The 14,624-nt window shown below is 63.4% G+C and carries 18 protein-coding genes; 11 read left to right on the top strand and 7 right to left on the bottom strand.

The genetic code is table 11. The features are described 5' to 3' along the window. Positions 1 to 73: 73 nt before the first annotated feature. The 4 genes from H290_RS0101095 to fabG all read left to right on the top strand — a co-directional run bounded on the left by H290_RS0101095 (position 74) and on the right by fabG (position 3,880). A complete protein-coding gene (locus H290_RS0101095) occupies positions 74 to 631 on the top strand; it encodes a TetR/AcrR family transcriptional regulator (RefSeq protein WP_020104906.1) in 558 nt (185 codons plus the stop codon). An 87-nt stretch (positions 632 to 718) separates the two neighbouring features. Beyond that, complete coding sequence (locus tag H290_RS0101090) at positions 719 to 1,900, top strand: acyl-CoA dehydrogenase family protein (protein WP_020104905.1); 1,182 nt, start codon at positions 719 to 721, stop codon at positions 1,898 to 1,900. Beyond that, complete coding sequence (locus tag H290_RS0101085) at positions 1,897 to 3,087, top strand: CaiB/BaiF CoA-transferase family protein (RefSeq protein WP_020104904.1); 1,191 nt, start codon at positions 1,897 to 1,899, stop codon at positions 3,085 to 3,087. Before H290_RS0101090 ends, H290_RS0101085 begins: the two co-directional genes overlap by 4 nt. A gap of 64 nt (positions 3,088 to 3,151) precedes the next feature. Further along, positions 3,152 to 3,880: a 3-oxoacyl-ACP reductase FabG gene (gene fabG / locus H290_RS0101080; RefSeq protein ID WP_020104903.1), complete on the top strand. Its 729-nt coding sequence runs from the start codon at positions 3,152 to 3,154 to the stop codon at positions 3,878 to 3,880. A 4-nt stretch (positions 3,881 to 3,884) separates the two neighbouring features. Here fabG and H290_RS0101075 read toward each other — a convergent pair whose 3' ends face one another. From H290_RS0101075 to H290_RS0101045, 6 genes are all read right to left on the bottom strand, one after another. After that, entirely contained in the window at positions 3,885 to 4,334 is a 450-nt protein-coding gene (locus H290_RS0101075; RefSeq protein ID WP_020104902.1) for a hypothetical protein, read from the bottom strand. Between the two features lie 48 nt (positions 4,335 to 4,382). Next, a complete protein-coding gene (locus H290_RS30015; RefSeq protein ID WP_081631450.1) occupies positions 4,383 to 4,904 on the bottom strand; it encodes an STAS domain-containing protein in 522 nt (173 codons plus the stop codon). A gap of 151 nt (positions 4,905 to 5,055) precedes the next feature. Next, positions 5,056 to 5,571, bottom strand: a complete 516-nt coding sequence (locus H290_RS0101065; protein WP_036517650.1) for a CinA family protein — start codon at positions 5,569 to 5,571, stop codon at positions 5,056 to 5,058. Further along, positions 5,558 to 5,992, bottom strand: coding sequence for an SRPBCC family protein (locus H290_RS0101060; protein ID WP_020104899.1), 435 nt, complete (start codon positions 5,990 to 5,992; stop codon positions 5,558 to 5,560). Before H290_RS0101060 ends, H290_RS0101065 begins: the two co-directional genes overlap by 14 nt. A gap of 50 nt (positions 5,993 to 6,042) precedes the next feature. Beyond that, entirely contained in the window at positions 6,043 to 6,891 is an 849-nt protein-coding gene (locus H290_RS27455; protein ID WP_020104898.1) for an SDR family oxidoreductase, read from the bottom strand. 53 nt (positions 6,892 to 6,944) lie between these two features. After that, positions 6,945 to 7,580, bottom strand: a complete 636-nt coding sequence (locus tag H290_RS0101045) for a TetR family transcriptional regulator (RefSeq protein WP_020104897.1) — start codon at positions 7,578 to 7,580, stop codon at positions 6,945 to 6,947. 110 nt (positions 7,581 to 7,690) lie between these two features. On the opposite strand from H290_RS0101045, the gene H290_RS0101040 reads away from it, so the two are divergent. The 4 genes from H290_RS0101040 to H290_RS0101025 all read left to right on the top strand — a co-directional run bounded on the left by H290_RS0101040 (position 7,691) and on the right by H290_RS0101025 (position 11,761). Next, positions 7,691 to 9,151: an MDR family MFS transporter gene (locus H290_RS0101040; RefSeq protein ID WP_231373494.1), complete on the top strand. Its 1,461-nt coding sequence runs from the start codon at positions 7,691 to 7,693 to the stop codon at positions 9,149 to 9,151. 91 nt (positions 9,152 to 9,242) lie between these two features. Continuing rightward, the gene (gene rutA / locus H290_RS0101035; protein ID WP_020104895.1) at positions 9,243 to 10,328 is read left to right on the top strand and encodes a pyrimidine utilization protein A; all 1,086 of its coding nucleotides are present in this window, start codon (positions 9,243 to 9,245) and stop codon (positions 10,326 to 10,328) included. Between the two features lie 4 nt (positions 10,329 to 10,332). Continuing rightward, a complete protein-coding gene (locus H290_RS0101030) occupies positions 10,333 to 10,977 on the top strand; it encodes an isochorismatase family protein (protein ID WP_020104894.1) in 645 nt (214 codons plus the stop codon). Between the two features lie 115 nt (positions 10,978 to 11,092). Next, positions 11,093 to 11,761 carry a TVP38/TMEM64 family protein gene (locus H290_RS0101025; RefSeq protein ID WP_020104893.1) on the top strand — a complete coding sequence of 223 codons (669 nt, stop codon included), beginning with the start codon at positions 11,093 to 11,095 and terminating at the stop codon, positions 11,759 to 11,761. Between the two features lie 10 nt (positions 11,762 to 11,771). Here the strand turns inward: H290_RS0101025 and H290_RS0101020 are convergent, their stop codons facing one another. Further along, positions 11,772 to 12,959, bottom strand: coding sequence for an alpha/beta fold hydrolase (locus tag H290_RS0101020; protein WP_020104892.1), 1,188 nt, complete (start codon positions 12,957 to 12,959; stop codon positions 11,772 to 11,774). Positions 12,960 to 13,050: 91 nt separating this feature from the next. Here H290_RS0101020 and H290_RS0101015 point away from each other — a divergent pair, with 91 nt between their 5' ends. From H290_RS0101015 to H290_RS0101005, 3 genes are read left to right on the top strand one after another with little or no spacing between them, the layout of a single operon-like run. Continuing rightward, the gene (locus H290_RS0101015) at positions 13,051 to 13,881 is read left to right on the top strand and encodes an LLM class F420-dependent oxidoreductase (RefSeq protein WP_028462617.1); all 831 of its coding nucleotides are present in this window, start codon (positions 13,051 to 13,053) and stop codon (positions 13,879 to 13,881) included. Between the two features lie 4 nt (positions 13,882 to 13,885). Beyond that, on the top strand, positions 13,886 to 14,251 hold the full coding sequence (locus H290_RS0101010) for a TraR/DksA C4-type zinc finger protein (RefSeq protein WP_020104890.1): 366 nt from the start codon (positions 13,886 to 13,888) through the stop codon (positions 14,249 to 14,251). A gap of 26 nt (positions 14,252 to 14,277) precedes the next feature. Beyond that, positions 14,278 to 14,616: a hypothetical protein gene (locus tag H290_RS0101005; RefSeq protein WP_020104889.1), complete on the top strand. Its 339-nt coding sequence runs from the start codon at positions 14,278 to 14,280 to the stop codon at positions 14,614 to 14,616. Positions 14,617 to 14,624 lie beyond the last annotated feature (8 nt).

Genomic DNA, 14,624 nt, shown 5'->3' with positions numbered 1-14,624 from the left:
AGTTGCCCAGGTGAGCGGACCGGGAGTGGTGGGCAGGCGCAGTAACAAGCGCGGCCTGGCCACTCGAGAATCAATGTTGGACACCGCATTGCGTTCGTTGGCGACAGGCGACCCGGCGGCGGTGTCCGGGAATCGGATCGCCAAGGAGATCGGCGCGACCTGGGGCGCGGTCAAATACCAGTTCGGCGACATCGACGGGCTGTGGGCGGCGGTGCTGCATCGCACGGCCGAGCGCCGGGGTGATCTGCCGGTGAGCGCGCCGGCGGACGCATCGCTGGAAGTGCGGGTCGGTGCCATCGTCGACAACATGTACGAGGGTCTGACGGTGGGGGATTCGCGGGCGATCGAGAATCTGCGGGCTGCGCTACCGCGTGATCGCGAGGAGCTCGAGCGCCTGTACCCGCGTACCGCCGCGGAGTTCGCGTCGTGGGGTCAGGCCTGGCTGGACACCTGCCGGCGTGCCTTTTCCGGACTTGACGTCGATCCGCAGCGGGTGGCCGAGGTCGCGGCATTCATCCCGGGTGCGATGCGGGGCATCGTGTCCGAGAAGCAACTCGGCACATACACCGACCTCGACCTCGCACGGCGTGGGATCACCAACGCGATCGTCTCCTACCTGCAGCCGCAGTGATCTGGTGGCGATTATTGCGAAAACCGTATTACAGACGGATGTATTGAGTATTGGACTGATCGTAATAATGGCGCAATAGTGTTTGTCATGGACACGCTCAACCCGGACGTACCCGACGACGTCTTTGCCGACATCCTCAAGCAGGTCAACCAGTTCGTGCGGACACGTGTGGTGCCGCGCGAGCTCGAGATCATGAACACCGACGCGATTCCCGACGACCTGCGAAGCCAGGCCGCCGAGATGGGGTTGTTCGGTTATGCGATTCCCCAGGAGTGGGACGGCCTCGGGCTCAACCTGATCCAGGACGTCGAACTCGCGATGGAACTGGGGTACACATCGTTGGCGCTTCGTTCGATGTTCGGGACCAACAACGGGATCGCCGGTCAGGTCCTGGTCGGATTCGGAACCGACGAGCAACGCTCACAGTGGTTGCCGGGCATCGCTACTGGTGATGTTGTCGCATCGTTCGCGCTCACCGAACCCGGCGCGGGTTCCAACCCGGCGGGCCTGAAAACCACCGCCCGCGTCGACGGTGACGGCTGGATCATCGATGGCGGCAAGCGATTCATCACCAATGCGCCGAATGCGAACCTGTTTGTGGTTTTTGCCCGGATCTCACCGGCACCGGACACCGGCAACGGCATCGCTGTCTTCCTGGTTCCGGCGTCGGCGGACGGGATCGAGGTCGGCCCGAAGGACGCAAAGATGGGGCAAGAGGGTGCGACCACCGCCGAGGTGAGTTTCAACGGCGTCCGCGTCGGCCCCGAGTCACTGGTCGGTGGCAACGCCGACGTCGGATACCGCGCCGCGATGACCTCGCTGGCGCGTGGACGGGTACACATCGCGGCCCTGGCGGTCGGCCAGGCCCAGCGGGCGCTCGACGAGTCTGTTACGTATGCGGCATCGGCTACGCAGGGCGGAACCGCGATCGGTGATTTCCAATTGGTGCAGGCGATGCTTGCCGAGCAATTCGCCGGCGTGATGGCGGGCCGCGCGATGGTGCGCGATGCCGCGCGGGCCTGGGTGACCGAGACCGATCGCCGGATCGCACCGTCGGCGGCAAAGTTGTTCTGCACGGAGATGGTCGGCAAGGTCGCCGATCTGGCCGTTCAGATCCACGGCGGATCCGGATACATGCGGGACGTGCCGGTGGAACGGATCTATCGGGACGTCCGTCTGCTCCGCCTGTACGAGGGAACCAGCGAGATTCAGAAGCTGGTCATCGGTGGCGGGCTGATCCGGGCCGAGAAGAAGAGGTTGTCGTCGTGACCTTGCCGCTGGCGGGATTCACCGTGGTGTCCGTCGAGCAGGCGGTGGCAGCGCCACTGGCCACGCGCAACCTCGCCGATCTCGGTGCCCGCGTGATCAAAGTCGAACGGCTGGACGGAGATCTGGCGCGCAGCTATGACCACCTGGTCGAAGGCACGGGCGCACACTTCGTCTGGCTCAATCGGGGCAAAGAGTCGATTGCCGTCGACCTGAAGTGCGCCGACGGCCTCGATGCAGTGCGCCGGCTGATCGCCCGGGCCGACGTCTTCGTCCAGAATCTGGCACCCGGGGCGGCGGAGCGACTCGGGCTCGGTGCCGACGACCTCCGGGAAGGCCATCCCGAGCTGGTGGTGGTGAACCTCTCCGGATTCGGTGCCGGTGGTCCGCTGGAGCAGCGGAAGGCCTACGACATGCTCATCCAGGCCGAGGCCGGTCTCATCTCGGTCACCGGTACGCCGGAAACCGCGGTGAAGACCGGAATACCCACGGCCGACATCGCATCCGGAATGTATTGTGCGCAAGCAGTTCTCGCGGCATTGCTGCGTCGGGCCACCACCGGTGAAGGCGCGGTGGTCGATGTGTCGATGCTCGAATCGACCGTCGAATGGATGGGCCATGCGATGTACTCGCAGATGTACACGGGCGCCCCTCCGCCACGAATGGGGTTGAGTCACATCTCGATTGCGCCCTACGATGCATTCCCGACCAGCGACGGACAGATCCTGATCGGGGTGCAGTCCGATCGCGGCTGGCGGGAGTTGGTGACCGAGGTGTTCGGTGCGCCGGAACTGGCGGACGATCCGCGCTTTGTCACCAACGTGGCACGCGTCGCGAATCGGGCGGCCTGCGACGCGGAGGTGAGCACCCGTACCCGCCTGCGCACCACCGCCGACCTCGACGCCGCGCTCGCGGCCGCGGGCATCCCGGCCGCGCAGATCAAAGGGCTCGATCAGGTGATCGATCACCCGCAACTGGCCGCCCGCAACCGGTGGCGCACGATCGGGACCGAACACGCACAGGTCGAGGCACTCCTACCGCCGGCCACATTCACCGACTTCGAAGCACCGATGGGGGATGTGCCCGCGCTCGGGCAACACACCCACTCGCTGCTGGTCGAGACCGGTCTCACCGACGACGAAGCCACGAGCATGATTGCCCGCGGTGACGCACTACAAGCCACTGGATGACCATCGCGAAGGCGTGCGGTGAAAGCCGCTGTCTCGCAAGATCACACCCCATCGAAAGGACATCATGCTCGCCAATCGCACCGCCGTCATCACCGGAGCAGCCCAGGGTATCGGCCTGGCCATCGCCCGCACGTTCGCCGAGAACGGCGCCCGTATCGTGATCGGTGATCTCGACGAGGCCAAGGCCAAGGAGGCTGCCGCGTCGCTGCCGACCGAATCGATCGGGGTGCGGTGCAACGTCACGTCCGCCGACGACGTGGCAGCACTCCTCGCGGCGGCGACCGACACCTTCGGCTCGCTCGATGTCATGGTCAACAACGCCGGAATCACCCGCGACGCCACGATGCGGAAGATGACCGAGCAGCAGTTCGACGACGTGATCGAGGTCCATCTGAAGGGCTGCTGGATCGGAACCCGGCTGGCGTCGGGCATCATGCGCGAGAACGGTGGCGGATCGATCATCAACATGTCGTCGATCTCGGGCAAGGTCGGGATGATGGGACAGACGAACTATTCGGCGGCCAAGGCCGGAATCGTCGGCCTCTCCAAGGCCGCATCGAAAGAGGTTGCGCACCTCGGGGTTCGGGTCAATGTGATTCAGCCGGGTCTCATCCGCACCGCGATGACCGAGGCCATGCCACAGAAGGCGTGGGATTCGAAGATGGCGGAGATCCCGATGGGACGGGCCGGCGAACCAGAGGAAATCGCCTCGGTCGCGCTGTTCTACGCCTCATCGATGTCGTCGTACATGACCGGTACCGTCGCCGAAGTCACCGGCGGACGCCACATCTGAATGGTCAGTCGGAGACGCCGGGAGCCGATTCGTGGTGCCGGCGTCCGTGAGTTCTTCGGCGCTCTTTCATCTCCGCCTCGAAGACATGGCGGACTCCGCCTTCCAGCTGGTCGCGGACACGTCGTTCGTGATCGCGGAACACCGACCAGTAGGTGTCGTCGAACTCTTCGACGATCTGGAATGTCCACCGCCCTTCGATGACGTTGCGGCCGACCAGATCTTCGTCGAGACAGTCGGCGATCTCGCCATGCCCGGCCGCGCGAAGGTCGTCGGTGGCGTCACCGAGCAACAGGTCGGTGTGACCCATCAACTGGTGGAACGAATACAGATGACCGCGGGCGCGCTCGAGGCACTCCAGCGCTTCCGAAAGTTTTCCGACAGCAGCGACGGTGTCGTCATCGACACCGTCCGGGCGTCGAAGGGCAGGCAACGGTTCTCCATTGGCTTCGGACACAGATGCCAAAGTACCCCGCACCAGCGGACGTCAATCCCGTATCGCAGGTTATCGCTGCTGGTCGCCGAGGAGTGAAACTGTGCGGTCCGGAGTTGTCGGGGACATCACCTCGACCCACCACGAATCGAGTGGGCTCGGCTCGGGCCACCGGACGTCCGGCCGGTTCCACGTCTCGATCACCTCGTCGACGGTGTCATGCAGGTCGAGTACCTGTTCGAGCTGCAGGGCAGTGATCGGGCGGGTGATGGAGGGTCGCGCCGCCGCGACGGCGAACATTGCTCCGTCCTTATCGGCTCGCGCTCGGGCCTGTTCCAGCGTCTTCAATCCCGCAGACGCCAAGAATGTGGTTTTGGTCAGATCGACGAGCAGATTGGCGGTACCGCCGCTGAATGCAGCATCGACCGCGTCACGGAGACGGTTGATCGTCAGCAGATCAATGTCACCGCAGACGGACAGAATGGTGATGTTCCCCTGCCTGACGGTCGAGGTCGTGAACGGTGGGGCGGTGTGATCCGGGGTGGTTGCAAATGCGGTGAAGGCGTACATGGGTGAGAATTGCTCCCTTGCCATGGTCGGGAGCGCAGGCAACCAAGGACTGCCTACGCAAAACGCGGCTTGTCCTAAACCTCATCTCATCGTTGCAGCGTTCACGACTGTTTGCAACCCTCTGACCGAGGCAATGGCCGAACGGCTTGACCGCCGGATGTCGGTTATGCCGGGTTCAGATTGCGGCAACCGAATACGCGTGCCGCAGAAGCAGCTCGACCGCATGTTCGACGACTCCGGCAACGATGGCGGGCGGCGGTCCGTCGAAGATCTTCTGCGTCGCGGTTGTCAGACCCGGCTCGACGATGCCGAACCAGACCGTTCCCGGGGCGACACCTGTTTCCTGCGGATCGGGGCCGGCTTCGCCGGTGACTGCCAATGTCAGGTCAGCTCTCAACAGATACGCGGTTGACTCGGCCATGGCGATGGCAGCCGTCTTGTTGACGACGGGACCGGGCGGAACCTTGAGGAGGCCGTGCTTCACCCGCCGGTGGTAGGCAACGATCCCGCCGAGAAACCAGTCGCCGGCTGCCGGCGCCCGGCCCAGGGCGGCGGCGATGTTGCCCGCGGTCAGGGACTCGGCGGTCGCGACCTTGAGGCCATGCCGGGTAGCCACGCCGGAGAGCTCTTCGGCGAGCGCCGAGATCCTCTCGCTGTTGTCGGTGGCCGTCACAGCATCAGTTGTGGCCATTTTCCGCGATCATGGTCAGGCGCTTCAAGCATTCCTCGAGCCGTGGCGCGACAGTCAGGCGCTGAACGTTGTCCGGAATCCACCGAATGGGTGCAGATTCGGCGGTCTCGTCCATCGTCACCAAGGATCCGTTGCCGTCCTTTTCGACGTGCACCCGAACCGTCGCAGTTCCGGCAGGCAGCGCGCGAGCGGACAGTACAAGTAGTCCGGCGGACGATTCGACAGATTCTGTCTTGTCGTCGATCAGCGCAGGCCAAAGACCTACCGAGTGTTCGATCTTCGATCCCGACTGCGGCCATTCCTGATCCACATTGCGGATCCGGGACGCGCCGACCACCCAGGAGCTATATAGCCAACCGTTGGACAGTACGGACCAGACCTGGGCTGGAGTCGCGGATGTTTTGCGTTCGACCTGGATCATCGATGCGGTCCTTTCGTCGGTTGTGCAGGCTTCTTGGGAACCTGTGGTTGTCAGCCGGGCAGTGTTTCTCCGCCGATGGGCGCCAGTACCTCGCCGCTGTAGTAGGACGACATCGTCTCCGATGCGAAAAACACGTACGAAGGTGCTATCTCGTCGGGTTGCGCGGCTCGACCGTAAGGAACTTGCTCACCGAAATCGGCCACCTTGTCTGCGGGCATGGTTGCCGGAATCAAGGGAGTCCACACCGGTCCGGGGGAAACGCAATTGACGCGGATACCGCGGTCGAGAAGACTCTGCGCGAGCGAGTACGTCAACGCGATCACCGCACCCTTGGTCGCGGAATAGTCGATGAGCGACTTGTTGCCGCGCAAGCCGTTGATCGAACCGGTGTTGATGATTGACGAGCCGGGCCGCAGATGTTTCAGAGCTGCCCGGGTCACGTGGAAGAAACTGTTGATGTTCACGTCGAAGGTTCGCTGCCACTGCTCGGACGTGATGTCTGCGAAGTCGTCGACGACTTGTTGGTACGCAACGTTGTTCACCACGATGTCGAGCGAGCCGAGATCTGCGACGGTGCGTTCGACCACCTGCACGCAGTGCTCGGGGTCGGCGAGGTCACCGGAATACGTGCGGCACGCAGCGCCGGCCTCTTCGACTCTGGACCGGGTGTGGTCGGCGTCGGCCGTTTCGGAAAGATAGGCGATGGCGACGTCCGCGCCTTCTTTGGCGAACGCAATCGCAACCGCACGACCGATACCAGAGTCACCGCCGGTGATCAGGGCCTTCTTGCCCTCGAGGAGACCACGACCGACGTACGACGCCATCTCGTCGTGTGGCTGGTCGATCATGTCGGCGGTGTGACCAGGATAGGGAATCTTCTGGCGTGGGTGCTCGCTCATACGGTGCGGATTACCCCACGGTCGAACGTCAAAACATCAGTCCGCCGACTACTTCAGAGATTGCGGACTCGCGTGCAGACCGCGTCATAGATCGTCAGCAGATCAGCGTCGGGCAGATCCGGTTCGCAGGCGTTCACCCACTCGTCAAAGGCACAGTGAATGGCCAGCTGTGCGACCTCGAGGGTCATCTTTATTCGTGAACGTGTTGTCGCCGAGCATCTTTCGTCGACCAGGGCCAGCCAGCGCTGTGTGTTCTCGGCGCAGCGTCCGAGTGCGGCCCTGGACAGAGCGGGGTTGGTGCAGACCAGCTTTCGAATTCGCAGCACCGTTGCGGCGACCTCGCCCTGATCGTGCCGGAAGCCGATGATGGCGCCTCGGAAAGCCTCCTCGATGTCGGCCAGCGAAAACGCTGCCAGAGTTTCCTCGGTGGCGCAGGCAGCCTTCAGGCTCGCCTGCAGCGCCTCGTCGAACCCATGCGTGTCGCCGAGGATGGACTCCTCTTTGGTGGCGAAATACCGGAAATACGTTCGTGGGGAGATCCCGGCGGCGCGGGCGATCTCATCGACCGTGGTGTCGTCGAAGCCATGTAGTTCGAACAATTCGAGTGCTGCCTTCTGCACTTCTATCCGCGTCGCGGTGCGGCGCCGGGTCCGCAGATCCGGTGCGGTGCCCGCGGAAGAAGTTGGCATGGCGCCGATCCTACGTCATACGGTGCCAAACTGGCAGTGACTGCCACTTGGGCTATGCTTCGCACAGTTGTTATGTGGCCGACCGAGTGGATGTGATCGTGACCGAGAGTGTGGATGTCGGCGTCAGAGCCGACCGTCGTGGTGAAAGTCCGGCCGGCAGTGTTCTTCTGATATCGCTGCTGCTGGTCGCGACATTTGTGGTCATCCTCAACGAGACCATCCTGGGTGTCGCCCTGCCGACCCTGATGAAAGATCTCGACATCACCGCGGCCACCGCGCAGTGGCTGACAAGTGGCTTCTTGCTGACGATGGCGATCGTCATCCCCACCACCGGCTTCATCCTGCAGCGGTTCAGCATCCGCTGGGTGTACGTGGCGGCGATGTCGTCATTCACCCTGGGCACGCTTCTGGCTGCCGTCGCGCCGGGCTTCGAGGTCTTGATGGTGGCCCGGGTGATCCAGGCCGTGGGCACCGCCATCATGATCCCGCTGCTGATCACGACCATCTTGAACGTGGTGCCCGAGCATTCACGCGGCCGCGTCATGGGGCTGGTCTCCGTCGTGATCTCGGTGGCACCGGCCATCGGACCCACCGTGTCCGGTCTGATTCTCCAGTCGTTCAGCTGGCGGGCGATGTTCTGGATCGTGTTGCCGGTGGCGGCGGTCGTGCTGATCCTGGGCGGCATCCTCGTGCGCGACGTGGCGGAGCGGCACCCGGCGCATCTGGACGTCGTGTCGATCCCGTTGTCGGCCCTGGGCTTCGGTGGAATCGTGTACGGGCTGAGCAGTATCGGCGAGTCGTCGTCCGGGCACACACCGGTGCCGCCGTGGGTTCCGCTGGCGATCGGAGTGCTCTCGTTGGGCCTGTTTGTCGTCCGGCAGATGAAGCTTGTCGAGCGTGGTCGGGCCCTGTTGGATCTGCGGACCTTCAAGATCCCCCAGTTCAGGCTTGCGGTGGTGTTGATGGGCGGGCTGATGCTGACGCTGTTCGGCGCGCTGATCCTGCTGCCGCTGTACTTGCAGAACGTCCTCGACAAGAGTGTCCTGACCACCGGACTGGTCTTGCTGCCGGGCGGTCTGGTGATGGGCCTGCTGGGACCAGTTGTCGGTGCACTCTTCGATCGATTTGGTGCACGACCGCTGGTTTTGCCCGGCGCGATCGCAATGAGCGCCGGCACGTGGTTGCTGGCCACACTCAATGCCGACTCCGAGTTGTATAGGGTCATCATCGCTCACGTGATCTTGAGTGCCGGCATAGCGTTTGCTCTCACGCCCTTGATGACGTCGGCGCTGGGTTCGCTGCCGCCGGCATTGTATTCACACGGCAGTGCCACCGTCAGCACGATCCAGCAGGTTGCCGGCGCGGCCGGTACGGCACTGTTCGTCACCTTGATGACGCGCGGTATCGAGACGTCGTCCGCTGACGGAAACTCCGAGACCATCGCAAACGCTGACGGAATACATGCGGCGTTCCTCGTCGGCGGCGTCATCTCGGTTCTGCTCGTGCTCGGTGCAACGTTGGTGCGATCTGGTGCCAAAACGGCCACCGTTGTAGAGGTCACCGAAGTCTGAGTCGGGGTGCCCTCGGCAAATTTCGGGGAATCGTTTCACTTCAGTTCCGGTGCAGAAACGTGAAAGAAACTGGAACACGAGGAGATCTCTCATGGATTTTGGCGTCTTCATTCCCATCGGAAACAACGGCTGGCTCATCAGTGAGGCTGCACCGCAGTACAAGCCGAGCTTCGCACTCAACAAAGAGATCGTGCAGAAGGCCGAGGCCGTCGGTTTCGACTTCGCGCTGTCGATGATCAAGTTCCGGGGATTCGGCGGCAAGACCGAGTTCTGGGACCACAATCTCGAGTCCTTCACCCTCATGGCAGGTCTGGCCGCCGTCACCGAGAAGATCAAGCTCTACGCTTCGACAGGCATCCTGGCACTGCCACCCGCTCTGGTTGCGAGGATGGCATCGACCATCGACTCGATTGCGCCGGGACGCTTCGGAATCAACATCGTCTCGGGTTGGGCCCCGGCCGAGTACACCCAGATGGGCCTGTGGCCGGGCGATGATCACTTCAGCAACCGATACGACCGCGCCACCGAATACGTCCAGGTCATCCGCGATCTTCAAGACACCGGCGTCAGCACCCGCGACGGGGAGTTCTACCAGATGGACGACTGCCGGCTCTCGCCGCAACCTGAGGGCGGGACGGTGCCGATCGTTGCTGCCGGTCAGTCCGCCCGCGGCATGAAGTTCGCCGCCGACCACGCCGACTACAACTTCGTTCTCGGCTCGGGCGTCAACACCCCGTCCGCGTTCGAACCGACCGTGTCCGCGATGGTGGCGGCGGCGGAGGAGTCGGGCCGCGATGTGGGCGCCTTGGCATTGTTCATGGTGATCGCCGACGAGACCGACGAAGCCGCACAGGTGAAGTGGGATGATTACAACAAGAACGTCGACGTCGATGCGCTGAGCTTCATGGTCGAGCAGACCGAGACCGACAAGACCGCCACCGAAGGTTCGACGGCCAAGACGATCTCGTTGCCCGAGGGTGCGGTGAACCTGAACATGGGAACGATCGTCGGCTCGTACGAGACCTGCGCGGGGATGCTCGATGAAGTTGCCGCGATCAAGGGCGTCAAGGGGATCATGTTGGTATTCGACGATTTTGTCGCGGGCGTCGAGAACTTCGGGAGCAGGATCCAGCCACTGCTCGCGTGTCGCAAGGACGTCGTCGGCGTCGGATCCTGATCTGATGATTTGGGAAGACAACCGCGAAGGCAGTTACGCCACAGGTGGTTTCGACGGAACGCTGGAGCCGGGGACTCGGCCGGCACTGTTGATCGTCGATCCGGCGCGCGCCTACGTCGACCGGGAATGTGGACTCTACGTCGGGCCATCCGGGCTGCCCGTGGTCGAAGCCATGCGTTCGCTCCTGGCCGCGGCGCGCGCCGCCGAGATCCCGGTGATCGTGACCGAGGTGGTGCTGCGGCCGGACCTGGCAGACGCAGGGGTGTTCGGACGCAAGGTGCCTGCACTGGAAGCCTTCACCCGGGGGAACCCGTTCGGTGAGTTTGTCGATGGGCTCGAACCCGCGGATGGCGAGCTCCGTCTGACCAAGCAGTATCCGAGTGCCTACTTCGGCACACCATTGGCCGCATATCTGACGTCGTTGAAGGTCGATACGGTCCTGATCGCCGGATTCTCGACCAGTGGATGTGTGCGCGCTTCCGCCCTGGACACGATGCAGTACGGGTTCGTGCCGATCGTGGTCGCCGACGCGGTCGGTGACCGGGTACCGGCGATCCATGACGCAAACCTGTTCGACATCGGAGCGAAGACAGGGGAGGTGTGGTCGCTGGAGCTCGCAGAGAAATACTTGGTGGAGCTGGCAAGGTGAACAACCTATGGTCGCGGTCGCGTGAGTCCGTCGTGAAGTGAACTGTCGCAGAATATTCGGTGAAGCCTGACGTCGATTCGGCTGAGCGTGAGCATGTCTCGTTACGCTGGGACCAGTGATCTCACGCGGCCGGACGCAGCAGTCCGTGGTGGTTCGGGCCGTCGTTGTGGCGGCAGTGCTGATTGCGCTGGCGATCGCCGCGTATCTGATCCCGTTTCCGTCGGTGGAACGCCTCCGCGAATGGGCTGATTCATTCGGATTCGCGTTCACAGCGCTGTTCTTCCTCGGCTATGGCGTGATCACGATCTTCCCGGCACCGAGGTCGGCATTCAGCGTTTCCGCGGGACTGCTGTTCGGATCGGCAACCGGGTTCCTCGGATCGATGCTGGCGACAACGTTCGCCGCTGTCGTGGCCTTTGTCCTCGTCCGCCGCTACGGCCGGGAACGGATCAAGCCCTACCTACGGTCTCCGGTGGCCCGTTCGATCGAACTGCGGATGGAGCGCCGGGGCTGGCTTGCGGTGGGGTCGCTCCGGTTGATCGTGCCCTTTCCGTTCACCGCCACCAACTACATCGCTGCATTGTCGTCGATCAGATTCGTTCCATACCTGGTGGCAACAGTTGTCGGTGTCATGCCCGCAACCGCCGCCGTGGTCATCGTCGGTGACGCACTGTCCGGGAACGGCAGCGCGGGGATGATCGCACTCTGCGCCGGCCTGTTCTCGCTGGGCATCATCGGATTGTTGATCGACGCACGCCTCGGCACACCGGACGCCGCGGCGTAGCTCCGGACGGTCAACGGGGCGGTGCCGAGGCCTGAATCGCTGCGCCGGCGGCGGCCGTTCCGCTCTCCTCATTCTCGAGTTGTTGCAGGTATGGCGCCACTTCATCGTGGATCGCGGCGTTGTACGCCTCCGGTTGCTGCATCGGATTGGCATGCCCCGTACTCGTCATTCGCACCACAAACAACCGGCCTTGCGGTCCTCCGGTCTCCTCGAACAGAAGCTCCTGTGAGTAGTCGACGTCGACGACCGGGTCGTCGGTACCGAAGTCCGGGCGCATGAACACGATGGCGGGGAACGGACGATCATCCGCGGAGTCATCGATCGCGGCGAGATCGTCGGTGGCGCCGGAGGCGACGATGGTGCGGAACTGGGATTGGATCAGTCCGTTGCTGGCGGAGTTCGGGTTGAAGATCTTCTGTCGCAGGACGCCGCGGATGGTGGTGACGAATGCCCCCGGGTCGAGCACCGGGTGTGCTTCGTCGTCGGTCAAAACGAAACGATTCTTTCGTGCCGCCGTTTCGACGAACAGTCGTAGGCCGCGACTCTCCCTGGCCCCGGGCAGCCATCCCATCCAGCGGAGCAGGTCTTCACCGGCGCTGCGGCTGTGGGCCCGGACGGCATGCAGATTCATCGGTGTGCAATCGAGTATGACCGCTCGCAATCTGACGTCGGTGTTCTCGACGATGTGCGTGGCCACTTCGAGCGCGATGATCCCGCCCATGCTGTGTCCGATCAGCACGATCTGGTCGATGCCCAGCGATTGCGCGTAGGTGGTGATTATTCGGCTGATGACCGCGGTGTCGATACCGTCGTTGTCATATTGCACCGCCCACACCTGTCCGATGCCGGACAGCGCCGGCAGCGACCGCGCGGTTCTGCTGGCGTTGAGGTTGCCCAGGCCCACGAGGTCGACGACCGCGGTGTCCCGGTTGGCTGGATCTGCGGCGTCGTAGATGTGATGAATCTGCGGCTGGGTGGTCGCCAGGCGCTCTCGCTCGGGGCCCACGTCGTGCGCCCAATACTGTGAACACAGGATCATCACGGCCACCAGGGCGAACCCGATGCGGACCAGGGAACGTCGGAGTCCGCCGAAATGAATCCAGTTGTGGCCCAGTCGAGTTGATCGAAGCGCTTCTTTGCGCCGCTCATCGCTCCAGTCGGTGACCGGATGATGTGACGAACCCAGATCCCGTGCCATTCCCTCCAGCGTAGCCACTTTCCACGCTCCCAAACGGGCTGTGTTTGCGAGGGCGCTCCAGCCACTGCGAGTGTGTGATTCCATGGCATACATGGATTTCGGAATCTCGACATTTGTCACCGACGAGGGAATTCGCCCCGATGTGCTGGGCAGGGCACTTGAAGAGCGCGGATTCGATTCGTTGTTCCTGGCCGAGCACTCACACATCCCGGTGAGCCGTGAGTCGCCCTATCCCGGTGGGGGTGATCTGCCGCGGGTGTACTACCGAACTCTGGATCCCTTCCTTGCGTTGACCGCTGCGGCGGCCGTCACCACGCGGTTGGTGCTGGGAACCGGTATCGCGCTGCTTCCGCAACGGGACCTGATCCACACCGCGAAAGAGGTTGCGACGCTTGATCTGCTCTCCGGTGGCCGGGTCGCCTTCGGCGTCGGTGTGGGGTGGAACCGGGAGGAGATGCGGAATCACGGAACCGATCCACGGACCCGCGGCGCACTGATAGACGAGCAACTGGCTGCACTGAAGGCCATCTGGACACAGGATCAGGCCGAGTTCCACGGGGAGCACGTTGACTTCGATCCGATCTACTCGTGGCCGAAGCCCGTCCAGTCACCGCATCCGCCGATCTATGTCGGGGGTGAGAGCGCCGCGGCTCTGACTCGGCTGGTCACGTACGGCGACGCGTGGCTGCCGCGAGCCAACACAAGTGCGGACGAGCTCATCCGGGTGCGTGGGGTGCTTGCAGAGCGCGGCCGGACCGACATCCCGTTCACCATCTTCGGGGCCCGATCGTCGGCCGGGGAACTCGACGGGTACGCGCGTGCGAACGTCGAACGGGTGACGTTCCTGCTGAAAACCGCTCCGGAAGATGAGACGCTGCGCCGCCTCGACGACCTGGCGGCCGCCGCAGAACCCTATCGCTGATCCGATGGACTCCGATATCGCCCGGCGCTCGCTGGAATCCGCTCGAGCCGAGACAACCGGACTGATCGATCAGATGTCGGCGCGCCTGGCTTCTGTTGTTGATGCGGCGGCGGAGGAAACCGCTGACGATGAGCACGATCCGGAGGGGTCGACGCTGGCGTTTGAACGGGGACAACTCGTCGCCCAGATCGAGAGATCGCAGGCTAGGGTGATCGAGATCGACATCGCGCTCGAGCGAATTGCACTGGGTACGTATGGGATCTGCGAGCGCTGTGGATCGCAGATCGGGCCCGACCGCCTCGACGTTCTTCCGGCGGCCCGGCTGTGTATCACGTGCGCGAATACGAGGGATCAGTCCAGGCAGTGGTGAGAACCGAGCATGAAACAGGTGGCAGCGTGAACACATTTCAAAAGGTTGCGGCAGCGGTCAACAAGGTTGTGCTGGTGGTGATTGCGGTCCCCGGGCTGAGCAAGCTCGCCGCCGGTTCGACGGTGGTGATCACCTACACCGGCCGAAAATCCGGGAAGTCATTTCGGCTGCCGGTGAGCTACAAGCGCACTGGTGACGAGGTTGTCATCAGGGTGGCGATGCCCGACAAGAAAAACTGGTGGCGCAACTTCCTCGGCGAAGGTGGTCCGGTCACTCTGGCTCTGCCAGGTGGCGACCGTACCGGGCATGCAGTCACCCATCGCAGTGACTCCGGCGCGGTCACCGTGACCATCACGCTGGATTGACCGCTTGG

It is taken from the genome of Nocardia sp. 348MFTsu5.1 (genome assembly GCF_000383535.1).
Classification (GTDB): Bacteria; Actinomycetota; Actinomycetes; order Mycobacteriales; family Mycobacteriaceae; genus Williamsia; species Williamsia faeni.
Note: the sequence above shows the minus strand (reverse complement) of the source record. Positions and strands in the feature narration are given on the sequence as shown.